General features: G+C 67.1%; 17 protein-coding genes, 1 tRNA gene and 5 pseudogenes. 13 read left to right on the top strand and 10 right to left on the bottom strand.

All coding sequences use genetic code 11. From position 1 onward, the window contains the following. Position 1: 1 nt before the first annotated feature. On the bottom strand, positions 2-880 hold the full coding sequence (gene dapA / locus GT370_RS01560) for a 4-hydroxy-tetrahydrodipicolinate synthase (protein ID WP_008493580.1): 879 nt from the start codon (positions 878-880) through the stop codon (positions 2-4). Positions 881-1,112: 232 nt separating this feature from the next. Here dapA and GT370_RS01555 point away from each other — a divergent pair. The 4 genes and pseudogenes from GT370_RS01555 to panB all read left to right on the top strand — a co-directional run bounded on the left by GT370_RS01555 (position 1,113) and on the right by panB (position 4,445). Beyond that, a pseudogene (locus GT370_RS01555) lies at positions 1,113-2,704 on the top strand (lytic transglycosylase domain-containing protein). Next, positions 2,686-3,147: a phosphatidylglycerophosphatase A family protein gene (locus tag GT370_RS01545; RefSeq protein ID WP_051060227.1), complete on the top strand. Its 462-nt coding sequence runs from the start codon at positions 2,686-2,688 to the stop codon at positions 3,145-3,147. Before GT370_RS01555 ends, GT370_RS01545 begins: the two are co-directional and overlap by 19 nt. Next, complete coding sequence (locus GT370_RS01540) at positions 3,144-3,647, top strand: CinA family protein (protein WP_008493585.1); 504 nt, start codon at positions 3,144-3,146, stop codon at positions 3,645-3,647. The genes GT370_RS01545 and GT370_RS01540 overlap by 4 nt, the downstream gene beginning before the upstream one ends. Before the next feature lie 21 nt (positions 3,648-3,668). Beyond that, positions 3,669-4,445, top strand: coding sequence for a 3-methyl-2-oxobutanoate hydroxymethyltransferase (panB, locus tag GT370_RS01535; RefSeq protein ID WP_008493586.1), 777 nt, complete (start codon positions 3,669-3,671; stop codon positions 4,443-4,445). Positions 4,446-4,654: 209 nt separating this feature from the next. On the opposite strand, the gene ftsH is transcribed toward panB, so the two are convergent. From ftsH to GT370_RS01520, 3 genes are all read right to left on the bottom strand, one after another. After that, positions 4,655-6,562, bottom strand: a complete 1,908-nt coding sequence (ftsH, locus tag GT370_RS01530; protein ID WP_008493587.1) for an ATP-dependent zinc metalloprotease FtsH — start codon at positions 6,560-6,562, stop codon at positions 4,655-4,657. 120 nt (positions 6,563-6,682) lie between these two features. Further along, positions 6,683-7,840 carry a tRNA lysidine(34) synthetase TilS gene (gene tilS / locus GT370_RS01525; RefSeq protein WP_270183786.1) on the bottom strand — a complete coding sequence of 386 codons (1,158 nt, stop codon included), beginning with the start codon at positions 7,838-7,840 and terminating at the stop codon, positions 6,683-6,685. Next, positions 7,831-8,457: a tetratricopeptide repeat protein gene (locus tag GT370_RS01520; protein ID WP_270183785.1), complete on the bottom strand. Its 627-nt coding sequence runs from the start codon at positions 8,455-8,457 to the stop codon at positions 7,831-7,833. Before GT370_RS01520 ends, tilS begins: the two co-directional genes overlap by 10 nt. 35 nt (positions 8,458-8,492) lie before the next feature. On the opposite strand from GT370_RS01520, the gene GT370_RS01515 reads away from it, so the two are divergent. Then, positions 8,493-8,693, top strand: coding sequence for a hypothetical protein (locus tag GT370_RS01515; protein WP_270183784.1), 201 nt, complete (start codon positions 8,493-8,495; stop codon positions 8,691-8,693). Positions 8,694-8,816: 123 nt separating this feature from the next. Here the strand turns inward: GT370_RS01515 and pal are convergent, their stop codons facing one another. Beyond that, the gene (gene pal, locus GT370_RS01510; protein WP_008493592.1) at positions 8,817-9,317 is read right to left on the bottom strand and encodes a peptidoglycan-associated lipoprotein Pal; all 501 of its coding nucleotides are present in this window, start codon (positions 9,315-9,317) and stop codon (positions 8,817-8,819) included. 309 nt (positions 9,318-9,626) lie between these two features. Here pal and pheS point away from each other — a divergent pair, with 309 nt between their 5' ends. Both pheS and pheT read left to right on the top strand, forming a co-directional pair. After that, positions 9,627-10,721, top strand: a complete 1,095-nt coding sequence (pheS, locus tag GT370_RS01505) for a phenylalanine--tRNA ligase subunit alpha (RefSeq protein WP_008493593.1) — start codon at positions 9,627-9,629, stop codon at positions 10,719-10,721. A 4-nt stretch (positions 10,722-10,725) separates the two neighbouring features. Beyond that, positions 10,726-13,181 (top strand): annotated as a pseudogene (pheT, locus tag GT370_RS01500) (phenylalanine--tRNA ligase subunit beta). 34 nt (positions 13,182-13,215) lie between these two features. On the opposite strand, the pseudogene GT370_RS01495 reads toward pheT, so the two are convergent. The 4 genes and pseudogenes from GT370_RS01495 to GT370_RS01480 all read right to left on the bottom strand — a co-directional run bounded on the left by GT370_RS01495 (position 13,216) and on the right by GT370_RS01480 (position 16,342). After that, positions 13,216-13,426, bottom strand: a pseudogene (locus GT370_RS01495) (ribbon-helix-helix domain-containing protein). Positions 13,427-13,561: 135 nt separating this feature from the next. After that, positions 13,562-14,137 (bottom strand): annotated as a pseudogene (locus tag GT370_RS01490) (MMPL family transporter); the annotation flags it as partial. 452 nt (positions 14,138-14,589) lie between these two features. Further along, entirely contained in the window at positions 14,590-15,990 is a 1,401-nt protein-coding gene (locus tag GT370_RS01485; protein ID WP_270183783.1) for an MMPL family transporter, read from the bottom strand. Positions 15,991-16,033: 43 nt separating this feature from the next. Then, positions 16,034-16,342, bottom strand: coding sequence for a YggT family protein (locus GT370_RS01480; RefSeq protein WP_008493597.1), 309 nt, complete (start codon positions 16,340-16,342; stop codon positions 16,034-16,036). Positions 16,343-16,463: 121 nt separating this feature from the next. Here GT370_RS01480 and GT370_RS01475 point away from each other — a divergent pair. From GT370_RS01475 to GT370_RS01455, 5 genes are all read left to right on the top strand, one after another. Further along, positions 16,464-16,539 (top strand) — tRNA-Ala (locus tag GT370_RS01475). 211 nt (positions 16,540-16,750) lie between these two features. Further along, entirely contained in the window at positions 16,751-17,788 is a 1,038-nt protein-coding gene (locus GT370_RS01470) for an ATP-binding cassette domain-containing protein (RefSeq protein WP_083878524.1), read from the top strand. Positions 17,789-17,879: 91 nt separating this feature from the next. Continuing rightward, a complete protein-coding gene (locus tag GT370_RS01465) occupies positions 17,880-18,056 on the top strand; it encodes a hypothetical protein (protein ID WP_162173883.1) in 177 nt (58 codons plus the stop codon). A gap of 93 nt (positions 18,057-18,149) precedes the next feature. Further along, positions 18,150-18,359 (top strand): hypothetical protein, encoded by a 210-nt coding sequence (locus GT370_RS01460; protein WP_270183782.1) that lies wholly within the window; start codon positions 18,150-18,152, stop codon positions 18,357-18,359. Positions 18,360-18,474: 115 nt separating this feature from the next. Continuing rightward, positions 18,475-18,948, top strand: coding sequence for a YbaK/EbsC family protein (locus GT370_RS01455; protein WP_008493600.1), 474 nt, complete (start codon positions 18,475-18,477; stop codon positions 18,946-18,948). A 141-nt stretch (positions 18,949-19,089) separates the two neighbouring features. Here the strand turns inward: GT370_RS01455 and GT370_RS01450 are convergent. After that, a pseudogene (locus tag GT370_RS01450) lies at positions 19,090-19,964 on the bottom strand (ketopantoate reductase family protein). A 99-nt stretch (positions 19,965-20,063) separates the two neighbouring features. Here GT370_RS01450 and GT370_RS01445 point away from each other — a divergent pair. Then, entirely contained in the window at positions 20,064-21,290 is a 1,227-nt protein-coding gene (locus GT370_RS01445) for a transcription antitermination factor NusB (RefSeq protein ID WP_008493602.1), read from the top strand. Positions 21,291-21,341 lie beyond the last annotated feature (51 nt).

The following is a 21,341-nucleotide window of genomic DNA, read 5'->3' as shown; positions in this document are numbered from 1 at the left end:
CTCAATTCAGCAGGCCAACATCCCGCATCGCCGCCTGCATGCGCTGCGCCGTAGCCTCAGAAACCGGGGCCAGCGGCAGGCGCACATGGTTGGCGCCATAGCCCAGCAGCGAGGCGGCATATTTCACCGGGCCGGGATTGCTCTCGGCGAACATCGCATCATGCAGCGGCACCAGCCGGTTCTGGATCTCCATCGCCGCCTTGAAATCGCCCTTGGCCCAGGCATCATGCATCTGCGCGCATAAACGCGGCGCCACATTGGCGGTCACCGAGATGCAGCCATGCCCGCCCGAGGCCATGAAGGCCAGGATGGTATGGTCCTCGCCGGAGAACTGCACGAAATCCGGGCCGCAGGCGCGCGCGGTGTGCAGCGGCCGGGTCAAATTGGCGGTGGCATCCTTCACCCCGACGATGTTCTTGATCTGCGCCAGCCGCGCCATCGTCTCCACCGACATGTCGATCACCGAACGGCCGGGGATGTTATAGATGAACACCGGCAGCGCCATCGACTCGGCGATGGCCTTGAAATGCTGGTACAGCCCTTCCTGGGTCGGCTTGTTGTAATAGGGGGTGACGACCAGGATCGCATCCGCCCCGGCCTGCTCGGCATGGCGGGCCAGGCCGATCGCCTCGGCGGTGGAATTGGACCCCGCGCCGGCCATCACCGGCACCCGGCCCTTGGCGGTTTTCACCGCCAGCTCGACCACGCGTTTATGCTCATCATGGCTCAGCGTCGGGGATTCGCCGGTGGTGCCGACGGGCACGATGCCGTCAGTGCCCTCGGCGATCTGCCACTCGATGAGGCGCATATAGGCCTCTTCGTCGATGCGCCCATCCTCGTGCATCGGAGTCACGAGGGCGGTGAATGAGCCGTGAAACATTGCTGGTCCTTGGAAGGCGTTTGGAGAAGGCGTTTTGTCCGTTCATTCACCTAATCGCCTCCGCGGGCCGGGGCAAGCGCGCTGCGGTAAGGTTTGGCCCGCGCTGCCAGCGCTGCTGGCGCGTCGTGCGGTCGCATTGGACCGCGAACGACGCGCCAGCTTTTTGTTTGAGCGCGCAACTTTATCCGCTCAAACGATACCGTTTGATCGGATGTTGCTCTAGAGAGGGCTCATGAAGTTTCTGGCCGTCTTGCCTCTGCTCCTGATGCCGGCCTGTGCGCTGGCGCAAACCGCCGCGAGCCCGCAGATCATGGAGGATGTCCATGCGGGCAATTTCTCCCAGGCGGACCAGCTGGCGGCCGCCACCGGCGACCCGCTGGTGGAAAAGCTGGTCACGTTCTTCCGCATGACCTCCTCGGGCGGCGCCAGCGCGGATGAGATCGCCGCCTTCATCAAGCAGAACCCGGACTGGCCCGAGCAAGGGCTGCTGGCGCTGCGCGAGCAACAGGCATCGGGGCTTTATCAGCCCGCCACGCCGGAGATGACACCGGATTTCATCACCCAGGTGGAGGCCTTGCACGCGGCCGGGCAGGACCAGCAGGCGGCTTCGCTCTGGCAGGCGCAGGGCAAGAGCGCCATGGCCGCCGCCGATGCCGGGCAGCAGCTGATGTTCTGGCCGGCGCAGAATAGCCTCGCCCGCGCTTTGCTGCAGGAGAACGACGCCAAGGACGCGTATCAGGTCGTCATCGCGGTCGATCCGCCGATTGCCGGCAGCACGGCGCGCGAGCAGATCGCCGACCGGGACTTCCTGGCCGGCTTCATCCTGCTGCGCTTCCTCAACCAGCCGCAGGAGGCCGCGACCTGGTTCCAGAACCTCGCCTCCTCCTCCACCGCTGTCATCACCCAGGCCCGGGCCTATTACTGGCTGGGTCGCAGCGAGAGCGGCGCGCAGGCGGCGCAGGATTACGCCCGTGCGGCGAATTACCCCACCACCTTCTACGGCCAGCTCGCCGCCCTGGCGCTGGGCGAGAGCCCGCAGCAGCTGGCGGCGCGGATCAAAGCCGTGCCGGAGCCGGGCTTTACCATGCAGGACGCGCTGGATTTCGGCCTGGGCGAGCTGCCCCGCGCCGGCGTGCTGCTGATGCAGATGGGCGATGCACATGACGCCGCCATCTTCCTCACCCGCGCCGGGCAGACGGCGGTGGATGACCGCAACCGCATGCTGGCGGCGCGGCTGGCGCTGGCGCTGGGCTTTCCGCAATCCTCCGTCGCCATCGCCCGGCTGGCGGGGATTTCCGGGCAGATGCTGGTGCGCGAGGGCTGGCCGATCCCCTATCAGCCGCCCGCCTCCGCCCTGCCGCCTGCCGTCTCGCTCGGCATCATGCGCCAGGAGAGCAGCTTCAACCCCAGCGTGGTCTCCGGCGCCGGTGCGGTGGGGCTGATGCAGCTGCTGCCCTCCACCGCCCGGCTCACCGGCCGGCGCTACGGCCTGCCCGCCGACAATCTGTTCGACCCCAGCCAGAATATGGCGCTGGGGCGGCCTATCTGAGCCAGGAGGTGAATAATTTCGGCACCTGCCTGCCGCTGGCCATCGCCGCCTATAATGCTGGGCCGGGCAATGTCGCCCGCTGGCTGGGCGAAAATGGCGACCCGGAGCTGGGCAGCAACCCGGGTGGAGCGAATATGCTGGACTGGCTGGAGCTGATCCCCTTCAACGAGACCCGCAATTACGTGCAGCGCGTCTCCGAGAATATCACCATCTATGGCGCGCTGCTGAATGGCGAGGCGGTCTCGCCGGTGGCGAAATGGCTGACGCAGAAATGAACCTCTCCCGCTTCGTGGCCTCGGGCTTCGGGTCCGGCCTGGCGCCGAAGGCACCGGGCACGTTCGGTTCGCTGGTGGGCCTCGCCATTGGCTGCGCGCTGCTCCAGGCCGGGCATCTGGCTTTGCTGGCCGGGATTATCGTGGCCATCGGCCTCGGGCTGCTGGCGATCGGGCGGATGCCGGAAGCCGCCAGCGATCCGGGCTGGATCGTCATCGACGAGATCGCCGGGCTGATGATCCCGCTGCTGGCGCTCTATGAGGTGACCATCTGGGGCGCGCTGATCGCGTTCGGGCTGTTCCGGCTGTTCGATATCTGGAAGCCCGGCCCGGTCGCCTGGGCGGATCGGCGCAAGGACGAGTACGGCATCATGGGCGACGACATCATCGCCGGGCTGATGGCCTGGCTGGTGATGCTGGCGCTGCATCTGGTCTCACCGCTATGAGCGCGGCCGCCTTGGTGGAACTCTACCGCGCCAAAAAGCTGCGCCTGGCCACGGCCGAGAGCTGCACTGGCGGGCTGGTGGCGGGGGCGATCACCGCCGTTCCGGGCTCCTCCGCGGTGTTCACCCACGGCTTCGTCACCTACGCCAATGCGGCGAAAACCCAGATGCTGGGGGTGCCGGAGGCGATGCTGGCCGCCAATGGCGCGGTCTCCGCGCCGGTCGCCCGGGCCATGGCGGAAGGCGCGCGGCGGCTGGCGGAGGCCGATTATGCCGTCTCCGTCACCGGCATCGCCGGGCCGGATGGCGGCAGCATCGAAAAGCCCGTTGGCACGGTGTGGTTCGGCATTGCCGGACGCAATGGCAGCATGGCCCACCATCAGCGCTTCCATGGCGAGCGCGACGAAATCCGCGCCCAGGCGGTGGCCTTCGCCATCAGCCTGCTGGCGCAGGCGGGTACGATTCAGCCTGCTGACGCAGGCGGGGACAATTCAGCCTGCTGACGCAGGCGGGGGAGATGAAGAATGAGCAAAACGCTTAGCGCCTGGGACAAGGCGAAGCGCGAACAGCGCAAAATGACCATGGTCACCGCCTATGACGTCACCGCCGCCAGGCTGGCCGAGGCCGCCGGGGTGGATGCGGTGCTGGTAGGCGATTCGCTGGGCATGATGGTCGGCGGCGAGGCGGATACGCTGCGCGTGACCCTGGAGCAGATGCTCTACCACACCGAAATCGTCGCCCGTGCCGCAACCAACACGCTGGTGATGGCGGACCTGCCTTTCGGCAGCTTCGAGGAAAGCCCAGCCCAGGCCTTCGCCGCCTCGGCGCGGCTGCTGAAAGCCGGCGCGCAGATCGTCAAACTCGAAGGCGGCGCGCCGATGGTCGAGACCGTCGCCTTCCTCTCGCGCCGTGCCGTGCCGGTCTGCGCCCATATCGGCCTCACCCCGCAGCATGTCCGCCAGATGGGCGGCTTCAAACGCCAGGGCAAAACCCCCGAAGCCGCCGCCCAGCTGCTGGAAGACGCCCTCGCCCTGGAAGATGCCGGCGCACGCATGGTGCTGATGGAAGCCATCCCGGCCGAACTCGCCGCCGAAATCACCGCCAAACTGCGCGTCCCCACCATCGGCATCGGCGCCGGACCCGGCACGGACGGCCAGGTGCTCGTCTTCCACGACATACTCGGCCTCACCCCCGGACGCGCCCCCGCCTTCGCCAAACGCTACCTGGACGGCGCCCAGCTCATCACCACCGCCCTGGCCGAATATGTCCGGGAGGTCCGGGAGTCCCAGTTTCCGGCTTGAGGGGGGGCCGGGTGCTCCCAGGGGGCTCTGCCCCCTGACCCCCGCCAAGGGCCGAGAGGCCCTTGGAACCCACCCGGTTCAAAAAAGAGGGGGCCTAAAGGCCCCCCTCTTTTTTGAACCGAATATGATGGGATCAAAGGGCCTCTCGGCCCTTTGCAGGGGGTCAAGGGGGACAGCGTCCCCCTTGAGTCACCCCCGGCCCCCAGCCCTTACGCCGGCACCGGCCCCAGACCGCCGACATCCGGCTTGGGCGTGGCGGTGGGCACGGAGCCGCGGCGGTTATCCGGAGCAGGCTCGTCGACGACTTTGCGTTCGATCTTTTCGCCGCGCAGGACCATCTGGATTTCGTCGCCCGAGAGGGTTTCGTATTCCAGCAGCCCCTGGGCGAGACGCTCCAGATCGCCCTGACGCTCGGTGAGGATGCGCTTGGCCTCGGCATAGGCGTGGTCGATGATGCGGCGGACCTCATCATCGATCTCGCGGGCCGTCGCCTCGGAAACGCTCTTACTGCCGCCAAAGCTCTGGCCGAGATAGCTCTCTTGGCCATCGGCATAGGAAACCATGCCGAGGGTCTCGGACATGCCCCATTCGGTGACCATGCGGCGCGTGGTATCCGTCGCCATCTTGATGTCGCCGGAGGCGCCGTTGGAGACCTTGTCGGCCCCAAAGGTCAGCTCCTCGGCGGCACGCCCGCCCATCGCCATGATCAGCTGTTGCAGCAGCTTGATCTTGGACATCGAATAGCGGTCGCCTTCCGGCAGGCTCATCACCATGCCCAAAGCGCGGCCGCGCGGGATGATGGTGGCCTTATGCACCGGGTCGCATTCCGGCAGAGTGATCGAGCAGATCGCATGGCCGCCCTCGTGATAGGCGGTCATCCGCTTCTCATCGTCGGACATGACGAGCGAGCGGCGCTCCGCCCCCATCATCACCTTGTCCTTGGCATGCTCGAACTCGGCCATGGCGACCACGCGTTTGCCGATGCGCGCCGCATGCAGCGCCGCCTCGTTCACCAGATTGGCGAGATCCGCACCGGAGAAGCCCGGCGTGCCACGGGCGATCACCTTGGCGTCCACGTCGGACGCCAGCGGCACCTTGCGCATATGCACTTTCAGGATCTTCTCGCGGCCGGCGACATCCGGGTTGGGCACCACCACCTGGCGGTCGAACCGGCCGGGGCGCAGCAGCGCCTGGTCCAGCACGTCCGGCCGGTTGGTGGCGGCGATCAGGATGACGCCTTCGTTGGACTCAAACCCGTCCATCTCCACCAGCATCTGGTTCAACGTCTGCTCGCGCTCATCGTTACCGCCGCCGAGGCCCGCACCGCGATGCCGGCCGACCGCGTCGATCTCATCGATGAAGATGATGCAAGGCGCGTTTTTCTTGCCCTGCTCGAACATGTCACGCACGCGCGAGGCGCCGACGCCGACGAACATCTCGACGAAGTCCGAACCGGAGATGGAGAAGAAGGGCACATTCGCCTCACCCGCGATGGCGCGGGCCAGCAGGGTTTTACCCGTACCGGGCGGGCCGACGAGCAGACAGCCTTTCGGGATCTTGCCGCCGAGGCGCTGGAATTTCTGCGGGTCGCGCAGGAAGTCCACGATCTCCTGCAGCTCGCCCTTGGCTTCGTCAATGCCGGCCACGTCCTCGAAGGTGATACGGCCCTGCTTCTCGGTGAGCAGGCGGGCGCGGGATTTGCCGAAGCCCATGGCCCGGCCGCCGCCAGACTGCATCTGCCGCATGAAGAAGATCCACACGCCAAGGATCAGCAGCATCGGCGCCCAGTTCAGCAGCGCGCGCAGCAAGGGGTTCATCGTGTCCCCTTCCGGCTTGGCCGAAACATCCACACCGGCATCGGTCAGTTTGGAGACCAGCGACTGGTCGGCCGGGGCATAGGTTTCGAAGCTCTTGCCGTCCTTGGTGGTGCCGGTGATGTCGTGCCCGGCGATGGTGACACTCTGCACCTGGTTGTTCTTCACCTCGTCCAGGAAGCTGGAATAGGCGATTTCGGACGCGTTGCTCTGCGTGCTGGAGGGCTGCAGCACATTGAACAGCACCACCAGGAACAGGGCCACCACCACCCATACAGCGATATTTCGACCCAGATTATTCATCTAGACTTTTCCAATTCTTTCAGTCAGTTCGTCCGCCCTGCACGAGGCACGGAGAGGTCTTCATGAGCTCAACGTGGTCATACTGCACCGGATTCCTAGACCAGCACAAATAAATCCTCGCTAAACAGCGCCGCGAAACGGGGCCTGGGTGGCCGGCAAAGGCGGCGAAAACCGCACCGGCGCCGGAAAGATCAGCCCGCCCGTGGCCGGGCGCAGCGCCGGCAGGCCGCGCAGCACCAGGGTTGGCAGGCCGTTAAACCCATGAAACGCCGCCGCTTGCGCGCCCAGCGCGCCGAACGATGCGGGGCGTTCGGGATCTTGCAACAAAGTGAAACGGCCATCCCATAGCGCATGGCTGCTCGCTGCAATCGGCGCGGCACAGGCGGCGGCCTCGCGCGCCAGCAGCCAGCCGGGGCCAAGCCGCCCGGCCGGGGCGATGCGCACGCCCCCCAATGTCGCTGGGCGCAGCTGCGCCGCCAGCCGCGCCAGCGCGTCGCGCCGGGGCGGGTAGCGCTTGCCGCCGAGCGTGCGCAGCAGCGCGCCCAGCGCGGAGGGCGGGGCGCTACCGGCATCCAGCAGCGCGAAGCCTTCCGGATACATCGCGGCATGGCGGGCGAGGAAGGCGGCATCCTCGGCCTCGCGCGCGGCGCGGGCGGCGGCGCCGTGAGGGTTCAGCCCCGCCGCGTCCTGGCGGATGCGCACGCGCTCGAACCGGCGGGAGAGGTTGGAGGGGTCCTCGACCCAGCCCATGCCCTGGTCGGTGAGATAGGCGCGCAAATGCTCTGGTTCGGTCCGCAGCAGCGGGCGCAGCAGCACCACGTCCCGCCGCGCCGTCCAGGCGGCCATGCCCTCCACCCCACCTTCGCCACGGGCGGCGCGCATCGCCACCGTCTCGCGCTGGTCGGCAGCGTGATGGCCAAGCGCCAGATACAAAAACCCCGCCTGCCGCGCTGCTTCGGCCAGGGCCGCGTGGCGGGCCTCCCGGGCGCGGGCCTGCAATCCCGGCCCCGGCGCCAGCGCCAGGGTGATGATCTTCGCGGCGATGCCGCGCTGGGCGAGGCGGCTTGCGGTCAGCTGAGCTTCCGCCGCTGAGCCAGCCCGCAGCCCGTGATCGAGGATCAGCGCCAGCACCGCGCCGCCCCGGGGGCGGCAATATTCATCGGCCAGCAAGACCAGGGCGGTGCTGTCCGCCCCGCCAGAGACGCCCAGCGCCAAACGCGGGGTGCTGTGCGGCAACAGCCGCGAAAGCGCCGCCGCGAAGACTTCGTTTAGGAGCAATGGGCGCGTTTGGCGACCGCGGCGACATCCGCCCGCATCCCGGCGGACTGGTTGGTGAACTGGCTGTTCAGCGAGGAGAGGGTGTCGCAGGCGGCGCCGTTCTGGTTGATCGCGGCCAGCGAGGAGGCCAGCCCCAGCAGCGCATGCGGCGCGTAGGTGCCGTTACGGTTCATGTTGTAGGTGCTGTCATAGGCGATGGCGGCGTTCTGCGGATCGCCCTTGGCGGCGTAGCTCTGCGCCACGAGATACTGGGCGCGATAGGCCTGCGGCGCGGATTTATCCTTCGCCACGATGCCCTGCGCCAGCCGCGCCGAGGCCGCGTAATCATGCTTGCCATAGGCATCCAGCGCGGCCTGCAGGGCGGCCTTCGGGTCGCTCGGCGCGGCGGCCTGCGGCGGAGGCGCGCTGGCCTGCGGCGCGGGGGCGCCGGGGGCTTGGCCGGGCTGCCCGCCCTGCCCGGCCGCGCCGCCATTCTGCAGCTGGAATTTCAGATCCCCGATATCCTTCTGGGTCTGCGCGTTCTGGGTATCCATCTCGTGCTTCAGCTCGGAGACCTGGCCATTGAGGGACTGCACCTGGGATTGCAGCGTCTGCACCTGGGTGAGTAGGCTCGCCACCAGCCCGCCATTGGCAGAATTGCCGGCATTGCCCGATGGCGGCGGCGCATTGCCGCCCCCAGCGCGGAGCCGCCATTGCCGCCCCCTTGCGCCTGCATCTGCTGGAGCTGTTGCTGCAGCTGCAGAATCTCGTTCTGCAGGGCGATGCCCTCCTGGCTCTGGATCAGCGGCTGGGCGGATGCGGCCAGCGGCAGGAAAAGCGGGGCAGCGAGAAGCAGGAAACGGGGGCGCATTGAGACTCCAGTCAGGCCGTGAATGGCCTCAAATATAGTCAGGGATAGGCGCAAAACAAAACCGGCGGCCAAGGGCCGCCGGTCTGTACCACAAGGCCCGGCCAGATGGCCGGACGCAGGCCGCAATTACTTGCAGTTCTGCGGGTTGAAGCCCTGCACGGAGGTGATGGCGTTACGGTTCTGCGCATAGGCGGACTCGTCATTGCCAGCGGCAACCGGGCAATCCTTGCCGTAGGAGATGGTCTGGATGCGCGAAGCGGACACGCCCTGAGCCACCAGATAGTCGCGCGCCGAGTTGGCGCGGCGCTGGCCGAGGGCCAGGTTGTAGGTCTCGGTGCCGCGCTCGTCGGCGTTACCCGCCACCAGCACGTTCACGGAGGGGTACTTGGCCAGCCAGGCGGCCTGCTTGCCCAGGGTCGCGTCGGCATCGCTGGACAGACCGGACTTGTTGAAGGCGAAGAACACGCGGTCGCCGACATTGGCAACCAGATCCTGCTCGGAGCCCGGAGCCGGACCGGTGGAGGAGGTCATGCCCGCGCCGGTGTTGGAGGCGGTGCTGGTCGGGTTGGAAGAGCAGGCTGCCAGCAGGGCCAGGCCGGCAAGAGCGCCCAGAGCTTTGATTTTCATGGTAGGAACCGATCCCTGTCCGAATTGAGTGAGCAAAAATAGCCGTTTGGTTGCGTAATCACGATGATTACGTCACCTTGCGGGCTGTACTCTTCCGCCCTGGGAAGGGTCAAGCGCCACGTTAAGCTAATTTGTTCATATCGCGGGGGTTTCCAGCACCCCGATGTTTTTCTTTACATCTGTTGATTATTTGTAACACCAGAGCAAGCCGTCTGGACTTGCGGCGCGGCGGCGACGGACAGCGCGCGGCTTGACATTTGACCCCGACCGGGCTCTGCCCTGGCCGCGAAAGAGTGAGGCATAATCAAGATGCAGAGCGATGATTTGAAGAGCTTGGTGGAAGCGGCGCTGCCCGCCATCGCGGCCGCGGATGCGGGCGCTTTGGAAGAGCTGCGGGTCTCCCTGCTCGGCAAAAACGGCAATGTGACATTGTTGCTAAAATCGCTGGGCGGGATGGATCCGGACGCGCGCAAACAGGCCGGCGCGGAAATCAATCTGGTAAAAACGCAGATCACCGATGCGCTTTTGGCGCGCAAAACCGTGCTGGATGCGGCTTCTTTGGACGCCAAGCTGGCGGCTGAGCGCATCGATGTCACCGCCCCGCCGCGCCCCGACTCCACTGGCGCCATCCACCCGATCAGCCGCACGATGGAAGAGCTGGCGGCGATCTTCGCGCCGATGGGCTTTGCCATCGCCGAAGGGCCGGACATCGAGACCGACTGGAATAATTTCTCCGCCCTCAACATCCCCGCCCATCACCCCGCCCGCGCGATGATGGACACGTTCTATCTGCAGGCGCCCGAAGGGCAGCGCCCGCCGGTGCTGCGCACCCACACCTCGCCGGTGCAGATCCGCACCATGCTGGACTGGGCCAAGGCCCACGGCCTGGCGGAAAACGCCCCGCCGATCCGCATCGTCGTCCCCGGCCGTACCTTCCGCGCCGACCATGACGCCACCCATTCGCCGATGTTCCATCAATGCGAGGGGCTGGTGATCGGCGAGGGCATCCATCTCGGCCATCTGAAAGGCGTGCTGAACGACATGCTGCGCGCCTATTTCGGCGTGCCGGAATTGCCGGTGCGGCTGCGCGCCTCCTACTTCCCCTTCACCGAGCCCTCGATGGAGGTCGATATCGGCTGGAGCCGCAAGACCGGCGAGATCGGCGGCGGCACGGATTGGCTGGAGATCGGCGGCTCGGGCATGGTGCATCCCAACGTGCTGGCGAATTGCGGCATCGATCCGCGCCGCTTCCAGGGCTTTGCCTTCGGCATGGGGCTGGAGCGCATCACCATGCTCAAGCATGGCATCAACGATCTGCGCCTGTTCTATGAGAGCGATGTGCGCTGGCTGCGCCATTACGGCGTCTCCCCGCTCTCCCCCGCCAGCCTGCACGAAGGATTGTGATCCGATGAAATTCTCTTTGTCCTGGCTGAAGAGCTGGCTGCAAACCGACGCCTCCTTGGATCAGATCCTGGCGACGCTGAACAAGATCGGCCTTGAGGTCGAGGGCGTGGAAAACAAGGCCGAGGCGCTGAAGCCCTTCGTGATCGCGGAAGTGATCGAAGCGGTGCAGCACCCGAATGCGGATCGTCTGCGCGCCTGCCGGGTGAATGCCGGCGGGGCGGAGCTGTCCGTCGTCTGCGGCGCGCCGAATGCGCGCACCGGCTTGAAAGTGGTGTTCGCCCCGGCCGGGGCGGTGGTGCCGGCCAGCGGCATGGTGCTGAAGGTGGGCGAGATCCGCGGCGTGAAATCCGAAGGCATGCTCACCAGCTTTCGCGAGCTGGGGCTGGGCGAGGAGCATGACGGCATCATCGAGCTGCCGGACGACGCGCCGGTCGGCGAAAATTATGCGCAATGGGCCGGGCTGGATGAGCCGGTGGTGGAAATCTCCATCACCCCCAATCGAGGCGATGCGCTCTCCATTCGCGGCATCGCCCGCGACCTCGCCGCTGCCGGGCTGGGCACGCTGAAGGAGTTTGCGCCGGCGCCGATCAAGGGCGAAGGGGCGTCTGCCATTCAGTGGGCGAACGAATTCCCTGAAGCCGCCCCTGGGTGCTGGGCCGCACCATCTCCGGCGTGAAGAACGGGCCGAGCCCGGACTGGCTGGTGAAGCGGCTGGAGAGCATCGGGCTGCGCCCGATCAACGCGCTGGTCGATATCACCAATTTCTTCACCTATGATCTCGGCCGCCCGCTGCATGTCTTCGACGTGAAGAAGATTAACGGTAGGGTATTGACCCTGCGCCGCGGCCAGGAGGGCGACACCTTCCCCGGCCTCGCCGGCAAGGCGGTGAAGGCCGGCCCTGAGGATTGCGTGATCGCCGATGGCAGCGGCGCGCAGTCGCTCGCCGGCATCACCGGCGGCGAGGGCACCGGCTGCGATGAAGGCACCACGGAGGTCTTCATCGAATGCGCCCTGTTCGACCATGTCAGGATCGCCCGCACCGGCCAGCGTACCGGCATCTTCTCCGATGCCCGGGCGCGGTTTGAGCGCGGGATCGACAGCCAGCTGCTGCCCGCTGGCCTGGATGCGGCCAGCGCCATGGTGATGGCGATTTGCGGCGGCAGCGCCAGCGAAATTTCCGAGGCCGGCGCCCGCCCGGCCTGGACCCGTCAGGCCAGCCTGCGTTTCGAGCGGCTGCGCAGCTTCGGCGGCTCGGACATCGAAGCTGCCGATGCGGTGGCCTCCCTGCAGCGCCTGGGCTTTGGCGTTGTCGCCCAGGATGCGCAGCGCGTCACCGTCGCGGTGCCGAGCTGGCGCAATGATGTCGCGCAGCCGCCATCGCTGGACCAGGCGCCCGGCCTGCCCGGCGGCACCGAGGCCGCCTTGGGTGCGGCTGAGATCGAGCCGGAGGTCGATCTGATCGAGGAGGTGCTGCGCCTGCAAGGGCTGGATGCGATCGCGCCGGTCTCGCTGCGTGCCGATACCCTCCTGCCCGCCCCCATCCTCACGCCCAAGCAATCGCGCACCTATCTGGCGCGCCGGGTGCTGGCGATGCGCGGGCTGCTGGAATGCGTCACCTTCAGCTTCGCCGACGCGGCCATCTGCGCGCTGTTCGGCGACGCGCCGGAGAGCCTGCGCCTGGCCAACCCAATCGCCGCGGACCTCAACCAGATGCGCCCCACCGCTCTGGTGACCTTGGCGCAGGCGGCGGCGCGCAACCTGGCGCGCGGCCAGGCGGATTTCGGCCTGTTCGAAACCGGCCCTTCCTATGCGGCGGATCTCTCCCAGGCGCTGGTCGCGGCGGGGTTGCGGGTCGGCGGCACGCCGCTCTCAGCGCTCACCCCGGCCCGGCCCTTCGATGCGATGGACGCCAAGGCCGATGCAATGGCCGTGCTCGCGGCGCTTGGCGTGCCGATGGAGGCCGTCACCACCCAGCCGGGCGGGCCCTCCTACTACCATCCGGGCCAGAGCGGCGCGCTGATGCAAGGGCCGAAAACCGTGCTGGCGCGCTTTGGCACGCTGCACCCGACCGTGACCAAGGCGCTGGACCTGCCGGCCAACGCGATCGCCTTCGAGATCTTCCTGGATGCGATCCCCGAGCCCAAGCGCCGCAAGAAATCCGCCCCGTCGCTGCCGGCCTTCCAGCCGCTGCGCCGGGATTTCGCCTTCCTTGTGGATGAGAGCGTCGGCGCCGAAGCGGTGCTGCGCGCCGCCAAGGGGGCGGAGCGCAATCTTGTCACCAATGCGGTGCTGTTCGACCGTTACCAGGGCAAGGGCGTGCCGGAGGGCAAAATCTCGCTCGCCATCGCGGTGACGCTGCAGCCGGCGGAGAAGAGCCTCACGGATGCCGAAATCGAGGCGGTCTGCGCCAAGATCGTCGCCGATGTGGCGAAGAAGACCGGCGCCACGCTGCGCGGCTGAACCAAAAACGGGGCGCTTACGAGCGCCCCGTTTTTTATCCCGTCTTGTTCGCTTCCCGCAGCGCGAACACCCGCAGCGCCGAGGCCAGCGGCCGCTCGCCGCCCCGCTCGGCGTCGATCAAGGTTACCAGCGCCGAGACCGCCATCCCCGGCGCGCCGCAACCTCCCCAGCACCGCCCAGAATTCCGGCTCCAGCGCCACGCTGGTGCGATGGCCGGAGAGCGAAAAACTACGCTTTTCGAGCATCGGCGAGGGTGTGCAGCAAGGCCGGCAGGAAGATGAAGGTGGAAACCAGCACCGCCGCCAAGCTGAGGAAGAGCAGATCCCCATGCTGGCGGTGCCGCGATCCGCCGAGGCGGCGAGCGAGCCGAAGGCGGTGGCGGTGGTCAGGGCCGAGAACAACACTGCCCGCGCCGTCGCCGAGGCCAGGAAATTGCGCATCCCCGAACGGAAATTCATCACGAAATAGACGTTGAAGGACACGCCCACCCCCAACAGCAGCGGCAGCGCGATGATGTTGGCATAGTTGATCGACATGCCCGCCATCCGCGCGAACAAGGCGGTGAGCAGCGCCGAGAGCGCCAGCGCCGCCAGCACCAGCAGGCTGTCGCGCAGATTGCGGAACACCGCCAGCAGGATCACCGCGATGGCGATGAAGGCCAAAATCGCCGCTTCCTTGAAGGAGCTGAGAATGGTGCCCGCGGTGGCGATGGTGGAGATCGCCGGGCCGCCGGCATTGGGCGCCGCCGCCAGCACCGCCTTGGAGAAGGCATAGAGCCCCTTGGTAGTCTGCGCCGCCGCCGTCGGGAAAGCTTCCACCCGCACCTGGCCGTCAGGCAGGAACCAGTCCGCCTTGATCGAAGCCGGCAGATTATCCTGGGTGATCGGCTTGGCCTGCAAGGCGCGGGTGAGGTTTTGCAGCTCCAGCGGCAGGAAGCGGGTGATGGCTTCATTCATCGCCATGATCCGCGCATCATCCTCGCCCTGCAGCTGCTTGAGCACCGACGCGATCCCCAAAAGCTCGCTGCCCTTCGGCAGTTTCGCCTGCACATTGGTAATGGCGGCGATGGTCTTGGCCATCGCGTCGCGGATCTCCTGCGCGGTGACCGGCTGCTTGGGCGGGGTGGCGGCGGCCAGCAAGGTGGGCGCCAGGATGGTCTGGGCCTGTGCGAGCATCGCCAGCTTCTGCGGCTGGTCCTGCGGCACGAAGGTGGCGCCGGAAATCGCCTGCGAGACCTCCTTCAACGTCCCGAGCTTGTCCGCCAAGGCCCGCGCCGCATCCAGGTTGGGGGCCAGCGCATCCGCATAGAACGGGTTGGTCTGCGGGTCCGCGAGCAGCGAACGGATGGTGCGCATGCTCTCGGTATTGGGGTCCTTGGTATCCAGCGGGTTGGCATCGAAGCGCAGCGTTACCGCCCCCACAACCCGGCCAGCGCCAGCGCCCCGAACAGGCCCAGCACCGCCCTGCGATGGCGGCGCAGGACATGGTCCGCCTTGGCCCCGCCCGGCAGCGCCACCGATTCCGTCTCAGGATGCGGGCGGAACAGCCGCAGCAGCGCCGGCAGGAAGCTGATGGTGCAGAAGAAGGCGATGAACATGCCCGCCCCGGCGATCTCGCCCAGCTCCGCGACGCCGACGAAGGGCGTGGGCGCGAAGGCGAGGAAGCCACAGGCGGTGGCGGTAGCGGCGAGCGCGATCTGCGCCCCGGCCAGGCGCGAGGTCTCGCGCAAGGCCGGCCCCAGCTCCGGCTCCATCAGCCGCACCGCGCGCAGCCGCACGCAATATTGAATGGCGAAATCCACCGCCAGCCCGATGAACAGGATCGCGAAGGCGACCGAGATCAGGTTGATCGTGCGCACCACGATGGCGGCGTAGCTCATGGTCAGCGCCAGCCCCATCACCAGCGTCAGCAAAATCGGCAGGATCAGCCGCCAGGAGCGCAGCGCCAGATAAAGCCAGAGCGCGATCAGCACCACGCTGATGATGCCGCCCAGCACCAGCCCATGGGTGAGCGAGGCGAATTGCTCGTCGGAGAGCGGGATCTGCCCGGTATAATTCACCGTCGCCCGCCCGGCCTTCACATCCGGCAGGGTCTTGGCGATCGCCATCAGCGCCTTGGTCGCCTCACCGCCCGGCTGCAGCGTGCCCTGTTGCAGTTTCGGATGCGCCAGCACGAATTCCGCGCCGCCCTGCCCCGGCGCGCCGGCCATGATCAGGCTTTGCCAGGAGAGCGGCACCGGCTTGCCATTCGCCGCCGCCTGCAAATTCGCCCGCACCCCGGCGATGGCCTGGTTATAGGGCGAGATATTCGCCCCGGCCTGCACCCCCTGGGTGATCAGCGCCAACCCATCCAGCAGCCCGCGCGCGGAGGGGTCCGCCGCCAGCTGGCCGAGGAAAGGCTGGGCCGCGACGATCTGGTTCAGCAGCTTGGCAAGCTGATCCGTGGGCAGCAGCAGCAGCCCTTCATCGGTGTAGAAGCGATCACCGGACGGGTAGCTCGAATCCTTGAAATGCGCGGTATCGGCTTGGAGTGCCGCATTCAGCGCGGTGGCGGTCTCCTTCGCCTCCTCCGGCGTATCGGCGCGCACCACCGCCACGATCAGATCGTTGAATTGCGGGAAATTCTTGTCCTCGGCGATCTGCGCCTGGCGCCAGGCCAGCGAGGCGGCGAAGAGATGATCGGTATCGGTATCGATGGCCAGATGCCGGGCCGTATAGCCCAGCCCCAGCCCGCCCAGCACCAGGAACAGCAGCACGCACAGCACGGCATGGCGGCTGGCCGTGGCGACGATGGAATTGATCAGCCTCACACTTATCCCCTGGCGAGCCGGGCGCTTGCGCAACGTCCCGGCCTTAGAATGCCAGACCGCGCATCACGATCTGACCGTAAAGATCAGCCAGCACCATCTGCAGCGCTTCCAGCAGCAAAATGGCGATGACCGGCGAAATATCGATATTCCCCATATAGGGAATGACTCGCCGGATGGGACGCAAAACAGGGTCCGTGATTCGGGTGAGGAAATCCCCCACCGTATAAACGAACTGATTGCGCGGATTCGCGATGCCGAACGCCACCAGCATGCTCAACACCGCCGCCGCGATAATCGCGAGAATGAGCAGGTGAATCAGTTCGGACGCCAGCCAGAAAATCGCGCCAACCATGGTTTTCCTCAAAAATTTCGGGTGCCAGAGACCTAGCGGGAGGAATGTGTCAAAGCAATGTTGACTTCCGCTTCCGAATGCGCGAAACGCCGCCCCCACGCGGTCATCGCATGACGGGACCGGGGCTGTAGCTCAGTTGGTAGAGCGCGTCGTTCGCAATGACGAGGTCAGGGGTTCGATTCCCCTCAGCTCCACCAGCCGCCCTTCCGACAAAAATTTAATCAGGGCGCCAGATGCGTTGCGCTGATTTGGTTACAAGCTTGTCATGTTTCGGTTTTTCGGGCACCGAGCGCGCAGGGCTGAATAATGGCCGAGCGGGCGCGCCTCCCGCCCCCGGATGAATAATCTTTCCGGTAGCCGTTTCTTCATCCAAACATTTTAATCGGATGTGCGGTTGCGAGAGCCTCGATGGAACATGTGGCATCTTACTTAGGGCTGGCTGGCGTTTGCGGTGGGATCGCCGTGGCGGCGTGGCGGCTGCACGGGCGGCGGCTGCGCCGCGCCGAGGCCGCGCGGGCCTTGGAAAGCCATATGGTGGAAGGCATTGCGGCGTTGCGGCAGAGCCTGCGGGAGGAACTGCCGGACGAGGATGAGGGCGGCCCGCTGATCGATGCCGAGCCGCTCTCTGGCGCCTTGACGCATCGGGCCGCGCCGCCAGTGCTGCACTGCGCGGCGTTCGGCCTGGGGTTCGGCGCCAAAATCGTGCTGGACGATCTCAGCTTCACGGTGCCGGCCCAGGGCGTCTGCGTGCTGATGGGGCCGCCCGGCACCGGCAAATCCACGCTGCTGCGCGCCCTCGCGGGGCTGTATGCGGAGAATGCGCTCTATAAAAACTGGGGAGAGGTCTTTTATCAGGGGTTGAAGCTGGGCGCGACGAAACCGCCCGTGCTGGTCGCGCCGCGGCTGGATCTGCTCCGGCGCAGCCTGCTGGAGAGCCTGCTGTTTCATCGCGACTCATCGCTGCCCGCCGCCGCGCGGCGCGGCTGGGCCGCGGGCTGGGTGCGCGAGATGGGCATGGAGGCGCTGATCCCGCTCTTCGACCAGCCGCTGCTGGAACTGCCGCCCGGATTGCGCCGCGCCACGATGATCCTGCGCGAAGCGGCGGCCGGGCCGAAATTGCTGATGCTCGACGAACCGACCAGCGCGATGAGCGACGCGGACGCCCAGATGCTGCTCGGGCTGCTGCGCCGTCTGGGCGCACGCGGCGCCTTGCTGGTGGTGCTGCAGAGCCAGAATCAAGCCCGCGAGATCGCCGACAGCCTGGTGCTGCTGGCCGGCGGTGATCGGCAGGTGGCGGGGCGGGTACGCGGACTCTATCACCGCCCTCCCCAGCCCGCCGGCGGCGGGCTGGAAGCAGGGGCGGCCCTGACTCTGTTCGGCACGGCGGCGCAGCCCAGCGCCACCGCGCCGCGCTGTTCCTCCCCGCCTCTGTCCGACGCGGGCTGAGGCCATCTGCGCTTGCGGGGGGCGGTGGCGAACCTCATATCATCTTCGCCGCCCCTTCCTGGCGCGGCCTTTTGGGGAGATGAGGCAGACCATGGCGCCCTCCATCTGCACGACCATCACCTCGCCCGTGATGGCGGCCGCGTGCCATCCCAGCGCGCCGCCGGTGACCTGGCATATGGTCCCGCTCTCGCCGATCGCGACGCAATGGGTGCTGGTGCTTTTAAGCGCGTTGCTGGCGACCTTGCTGGCGGACCGGCCGAAAAAATAACCGCCGTTCATTGCTGCTTCGGACGCAACGCAGTTGGCGAAAATAAGCGATTGTGCAGTGCGGCGTAAATCTCCCATTTGAAGGGGCGCCGGCATGCTGCTTGCCGGCGGGCTTTGCCGATCTGGGACGCTGCACATGAATCTTACCGCCTGTCCGGACGCCTTCGAGGCGTATTACGCTTCCACCTGTGATGCCACGGCCCTGCAGGCCGCGAGTGGCTTTCCGGCCAATCAGGTGCCGGCCGTCACCTGGCATGTCGTGCCGCTGTCCCCTCCGCGACCGAGCTGGTGCTGGTGCTGCTGACCATCCTGCTGGCGACGCTGCTGGTGAGCAAGCCGGAGAAATAAGCCGCAGGGCTTTCGCCGCCCCGCGATCCATGACAGCCTCCCGGGCTGAATCATTCAACTGGGATATTGCCATGAGCCTCGACTCTGTCCGCGCTTTTCTGGCGGACCACGCGCCTGACATCGAGATCCTGGAGCTTCCCGAAAGCACCGCGACGGTGGCGCTCGCCGCCGCCGGCCATGGCGTCGCCCCCGCGCAGATCGCCAAGACCCTGGCGTTGCGGGTGGGCGAGGAGATCGTGCTGCTGGTGGCGCGCGGCGATGCGCGGCTGGACAACAAGAAGGCCAAGACCGCCTTTGGCGGCAAGGTGAAGATGGTGCCGGTGGAGGAGGTGGCGGCGCTGACTGGCCATCCTGTCGGCGGGGTCTGCCCGTTCGGGCTGGCCAGCCCGCTGCGGGTCTATTGCGACATCTCGCTGCAGGCGTTTGAGGAGGTGCTGCCCGCCGCCGGCTCCACCCATAGCGCGCTGCGCATCAGCCCGGCGCGGATGGTGAAAATCACCCAGGCGGACTGGGTGGATGCCTGTCAAAAGCCGGAGGCGGCTTAAAAATCAAAAGTTTTTTGGTGCCGCTTTTTTACAAAAAAGCGGCGAAAACGTCCGGGCAGTGGCACCGCCGTTGCCAAAACCCGAACCTTTGTGGGGACTTTTTGAAAAAACTCACCACACCCCCAAAAACTTTTGATAATTTTAGCGCGCGGTCTCCAGAATTTTCACCAAAGTCGTCATCGCCGCATTCACCGGGGTGGGAATGCCATGCGCCGCCCCGCGCCGCACCACATGGCCGTTGAGATCATCGATCTCGGTCTTGCGCCCCCGGATTATGTCTTGCGCGGTCGAGGAGAGCTGCCCCTTCATCGCCTGCGCCGCTTCGATGCAGCGCTCGGCCTGGTCCGGCGCCAGCCGCACCCCGTCCGCCGCCGCCACCGCCACCGCCTCATCCACCAGGGCGCGGATCAGCGCATGCGCGCCCTCCACCGCGACGATATGCCCGTACGGCGCCCGGGTGACGGCGGAGACCGCATTATAGGCGCAGTTCAACACCAGCTTGGTCCACAGCACCGCCTCGACATCCTCGGCGATGTCGGTGGGGATTGCAGCCGCATTCAGCAAGGCCGCCAATTCCCGCGCCCCATGGCCCTGGCCCAGCTTCAGCTCGCCCCGGCCATGATGGCGAACATGGCCAGGCCCGGCCATTTCGGTGGCGACATAGACCGCCGCCGGCAACACGCCCCGTCCCAAGGCAGCTGTGAGACGCTGGGCATTGCCGACCCCGTTCTGCAAGCTGATCAGCATCGCCTCCGGTGCCAGATGCGGCGCCATCTCAGCGGCAACCTGGGCGGTATCGGCGGATTTCACGCAGACCAGCACCAGCCCGGCGCCCTGCACGCCCTGCGCCCCGGTGGCGGCCTGCAGCTTCACGTTTTCGGTGCCCGAGGCACGCTCCAGCAGCAGCCCCGGGCCTGGATGGCCTCCACATGCGCCGCGCGGCCGATCAGCACCACCTCATGCCCCGCCTTGGCCAGCAGCGCGCCGAAATAGCACCCCACCGCACCGGCCCCCATCACCGCGATCTTCATGGCAGCTTTCCTTCCTTTTCGCCCTGAGCGATGGCCAGAGCCCCGCCATTATGCTAGGCCCCGCCCCTGAACCCAAGGACGCTTATGACAGACCCGACCCGCAATGCTGGCTTCACTCTGCTCCACGCCGTACTGGCGAAGGGCCGGCCGCTCGATGCAGCGCTTGATTCGCTGCCGCGCATCGAGCCGCGCGACAAGGCCGCCGCGCACCGGCTGGCGGCCTGCGTGCTGCGCCATGTCGGCACGCTGGATGCGGTGCTGGAGCCTTATCTGCGCCGCGACCCGCCGCCGGAGCTGCGCATCATCCTGCGCATGGGCGCAGCCGCCTTCCTGTTTCTGGACACACCCGCCCATGCCGCCGTCGCAACCTCGGTCGAGCTGGCGCGCTCACGCAAGCTCACCCCCTTCGCTGGGCTGGTGAATGCGGTGCTGCGCAAGGTGGTGGCCACCGGCCCGGCGGCGCTGGAGGAGCTGGACATGCCGCGCCTGGACACTCCCGCCTGGGCCTGGGCGAGCTGGGGCAAGGAGGCGCGGGCGATTGCCGAGGCGCATGCGCATGAGGCGGCTTTGGACGTCTCCGCCCTGCCCGGCTTCGTGCCCGAGGGCGGCTTGGCCTTGCCCACCGGCTCCTACCGCTTTCCCGCCGGGACGCCGGTGATGGACATCCCGGGCTTCGCCGAGGGCAAAATCTGGGTGCAGGACGCCGCCGCCGCGCTGCCGGCCAAGCTGCTGGCCGCCCAGAAGGGCGAGCGCGTGCTGGATCTCTGCGCCGCCCCCGGCGGCAAAACCGCCCAACTCTGCGCCGCTGGCGCCGCGGTAACGGCGGTGGAGCGCGACAAATCCCGCATGGCGACGCTGTGCGGCAATCTGGAGCGGCTGCATCTTGCCGCCGAAACCGTGCTGGCCGATGCCACCAGCTGGCAGCCGCCTTCCCCCTTCTCCGCCATCCTGCTGGATGCCCCCTGCAGCGCCACCGGCACCGCCCGCCGCCATCCGGAGCTTCTGCATATCCGCAAGGCCCGCGACATCGACACCGTCACCGCCCTGCAGGACAAGCTGCTGGACGCGGCGGCCGCGATGCTCGCCCCTGGCGGACGGCTGATCTACGCCGTCTGTTCCTTGCAGCCGCAGGAAGGTACCGCGCGGGTGGACGCCGCCTGCGAACGGCTCGGGCTGAAGCGCGACCCGCTCAGCCTGCCCGAACTGCCCGAGGCGGTGACCGCGCAAGGCGATATCCGCACCCATCCCGGACTCTGGCCCGAACGCGGCGGCATGGACGGGTTCTTTATCGCCAGGCTGGTGCGTCCCTGACCTTCCAGGCCAGCGCGGCCCCGGCGAGGGCGACCAGCGGGAAGAGGAGCA

The sequence above is a fragment of the Acidocella sp. MX-AZ03 genome (assembly GCF_027626035.1).
Lineage (GTDB): Bacteria > Pseudomonadota > Alphaproteobacteria > Acetobacterales > Acetobacteraceae > Acidocella > Acidocella facilis.
The sequence above is the reverse complement of the archived record's forward strand: the minus strand, read 5'-3'. Positions and strand labels throughout refer to the sequence as shown.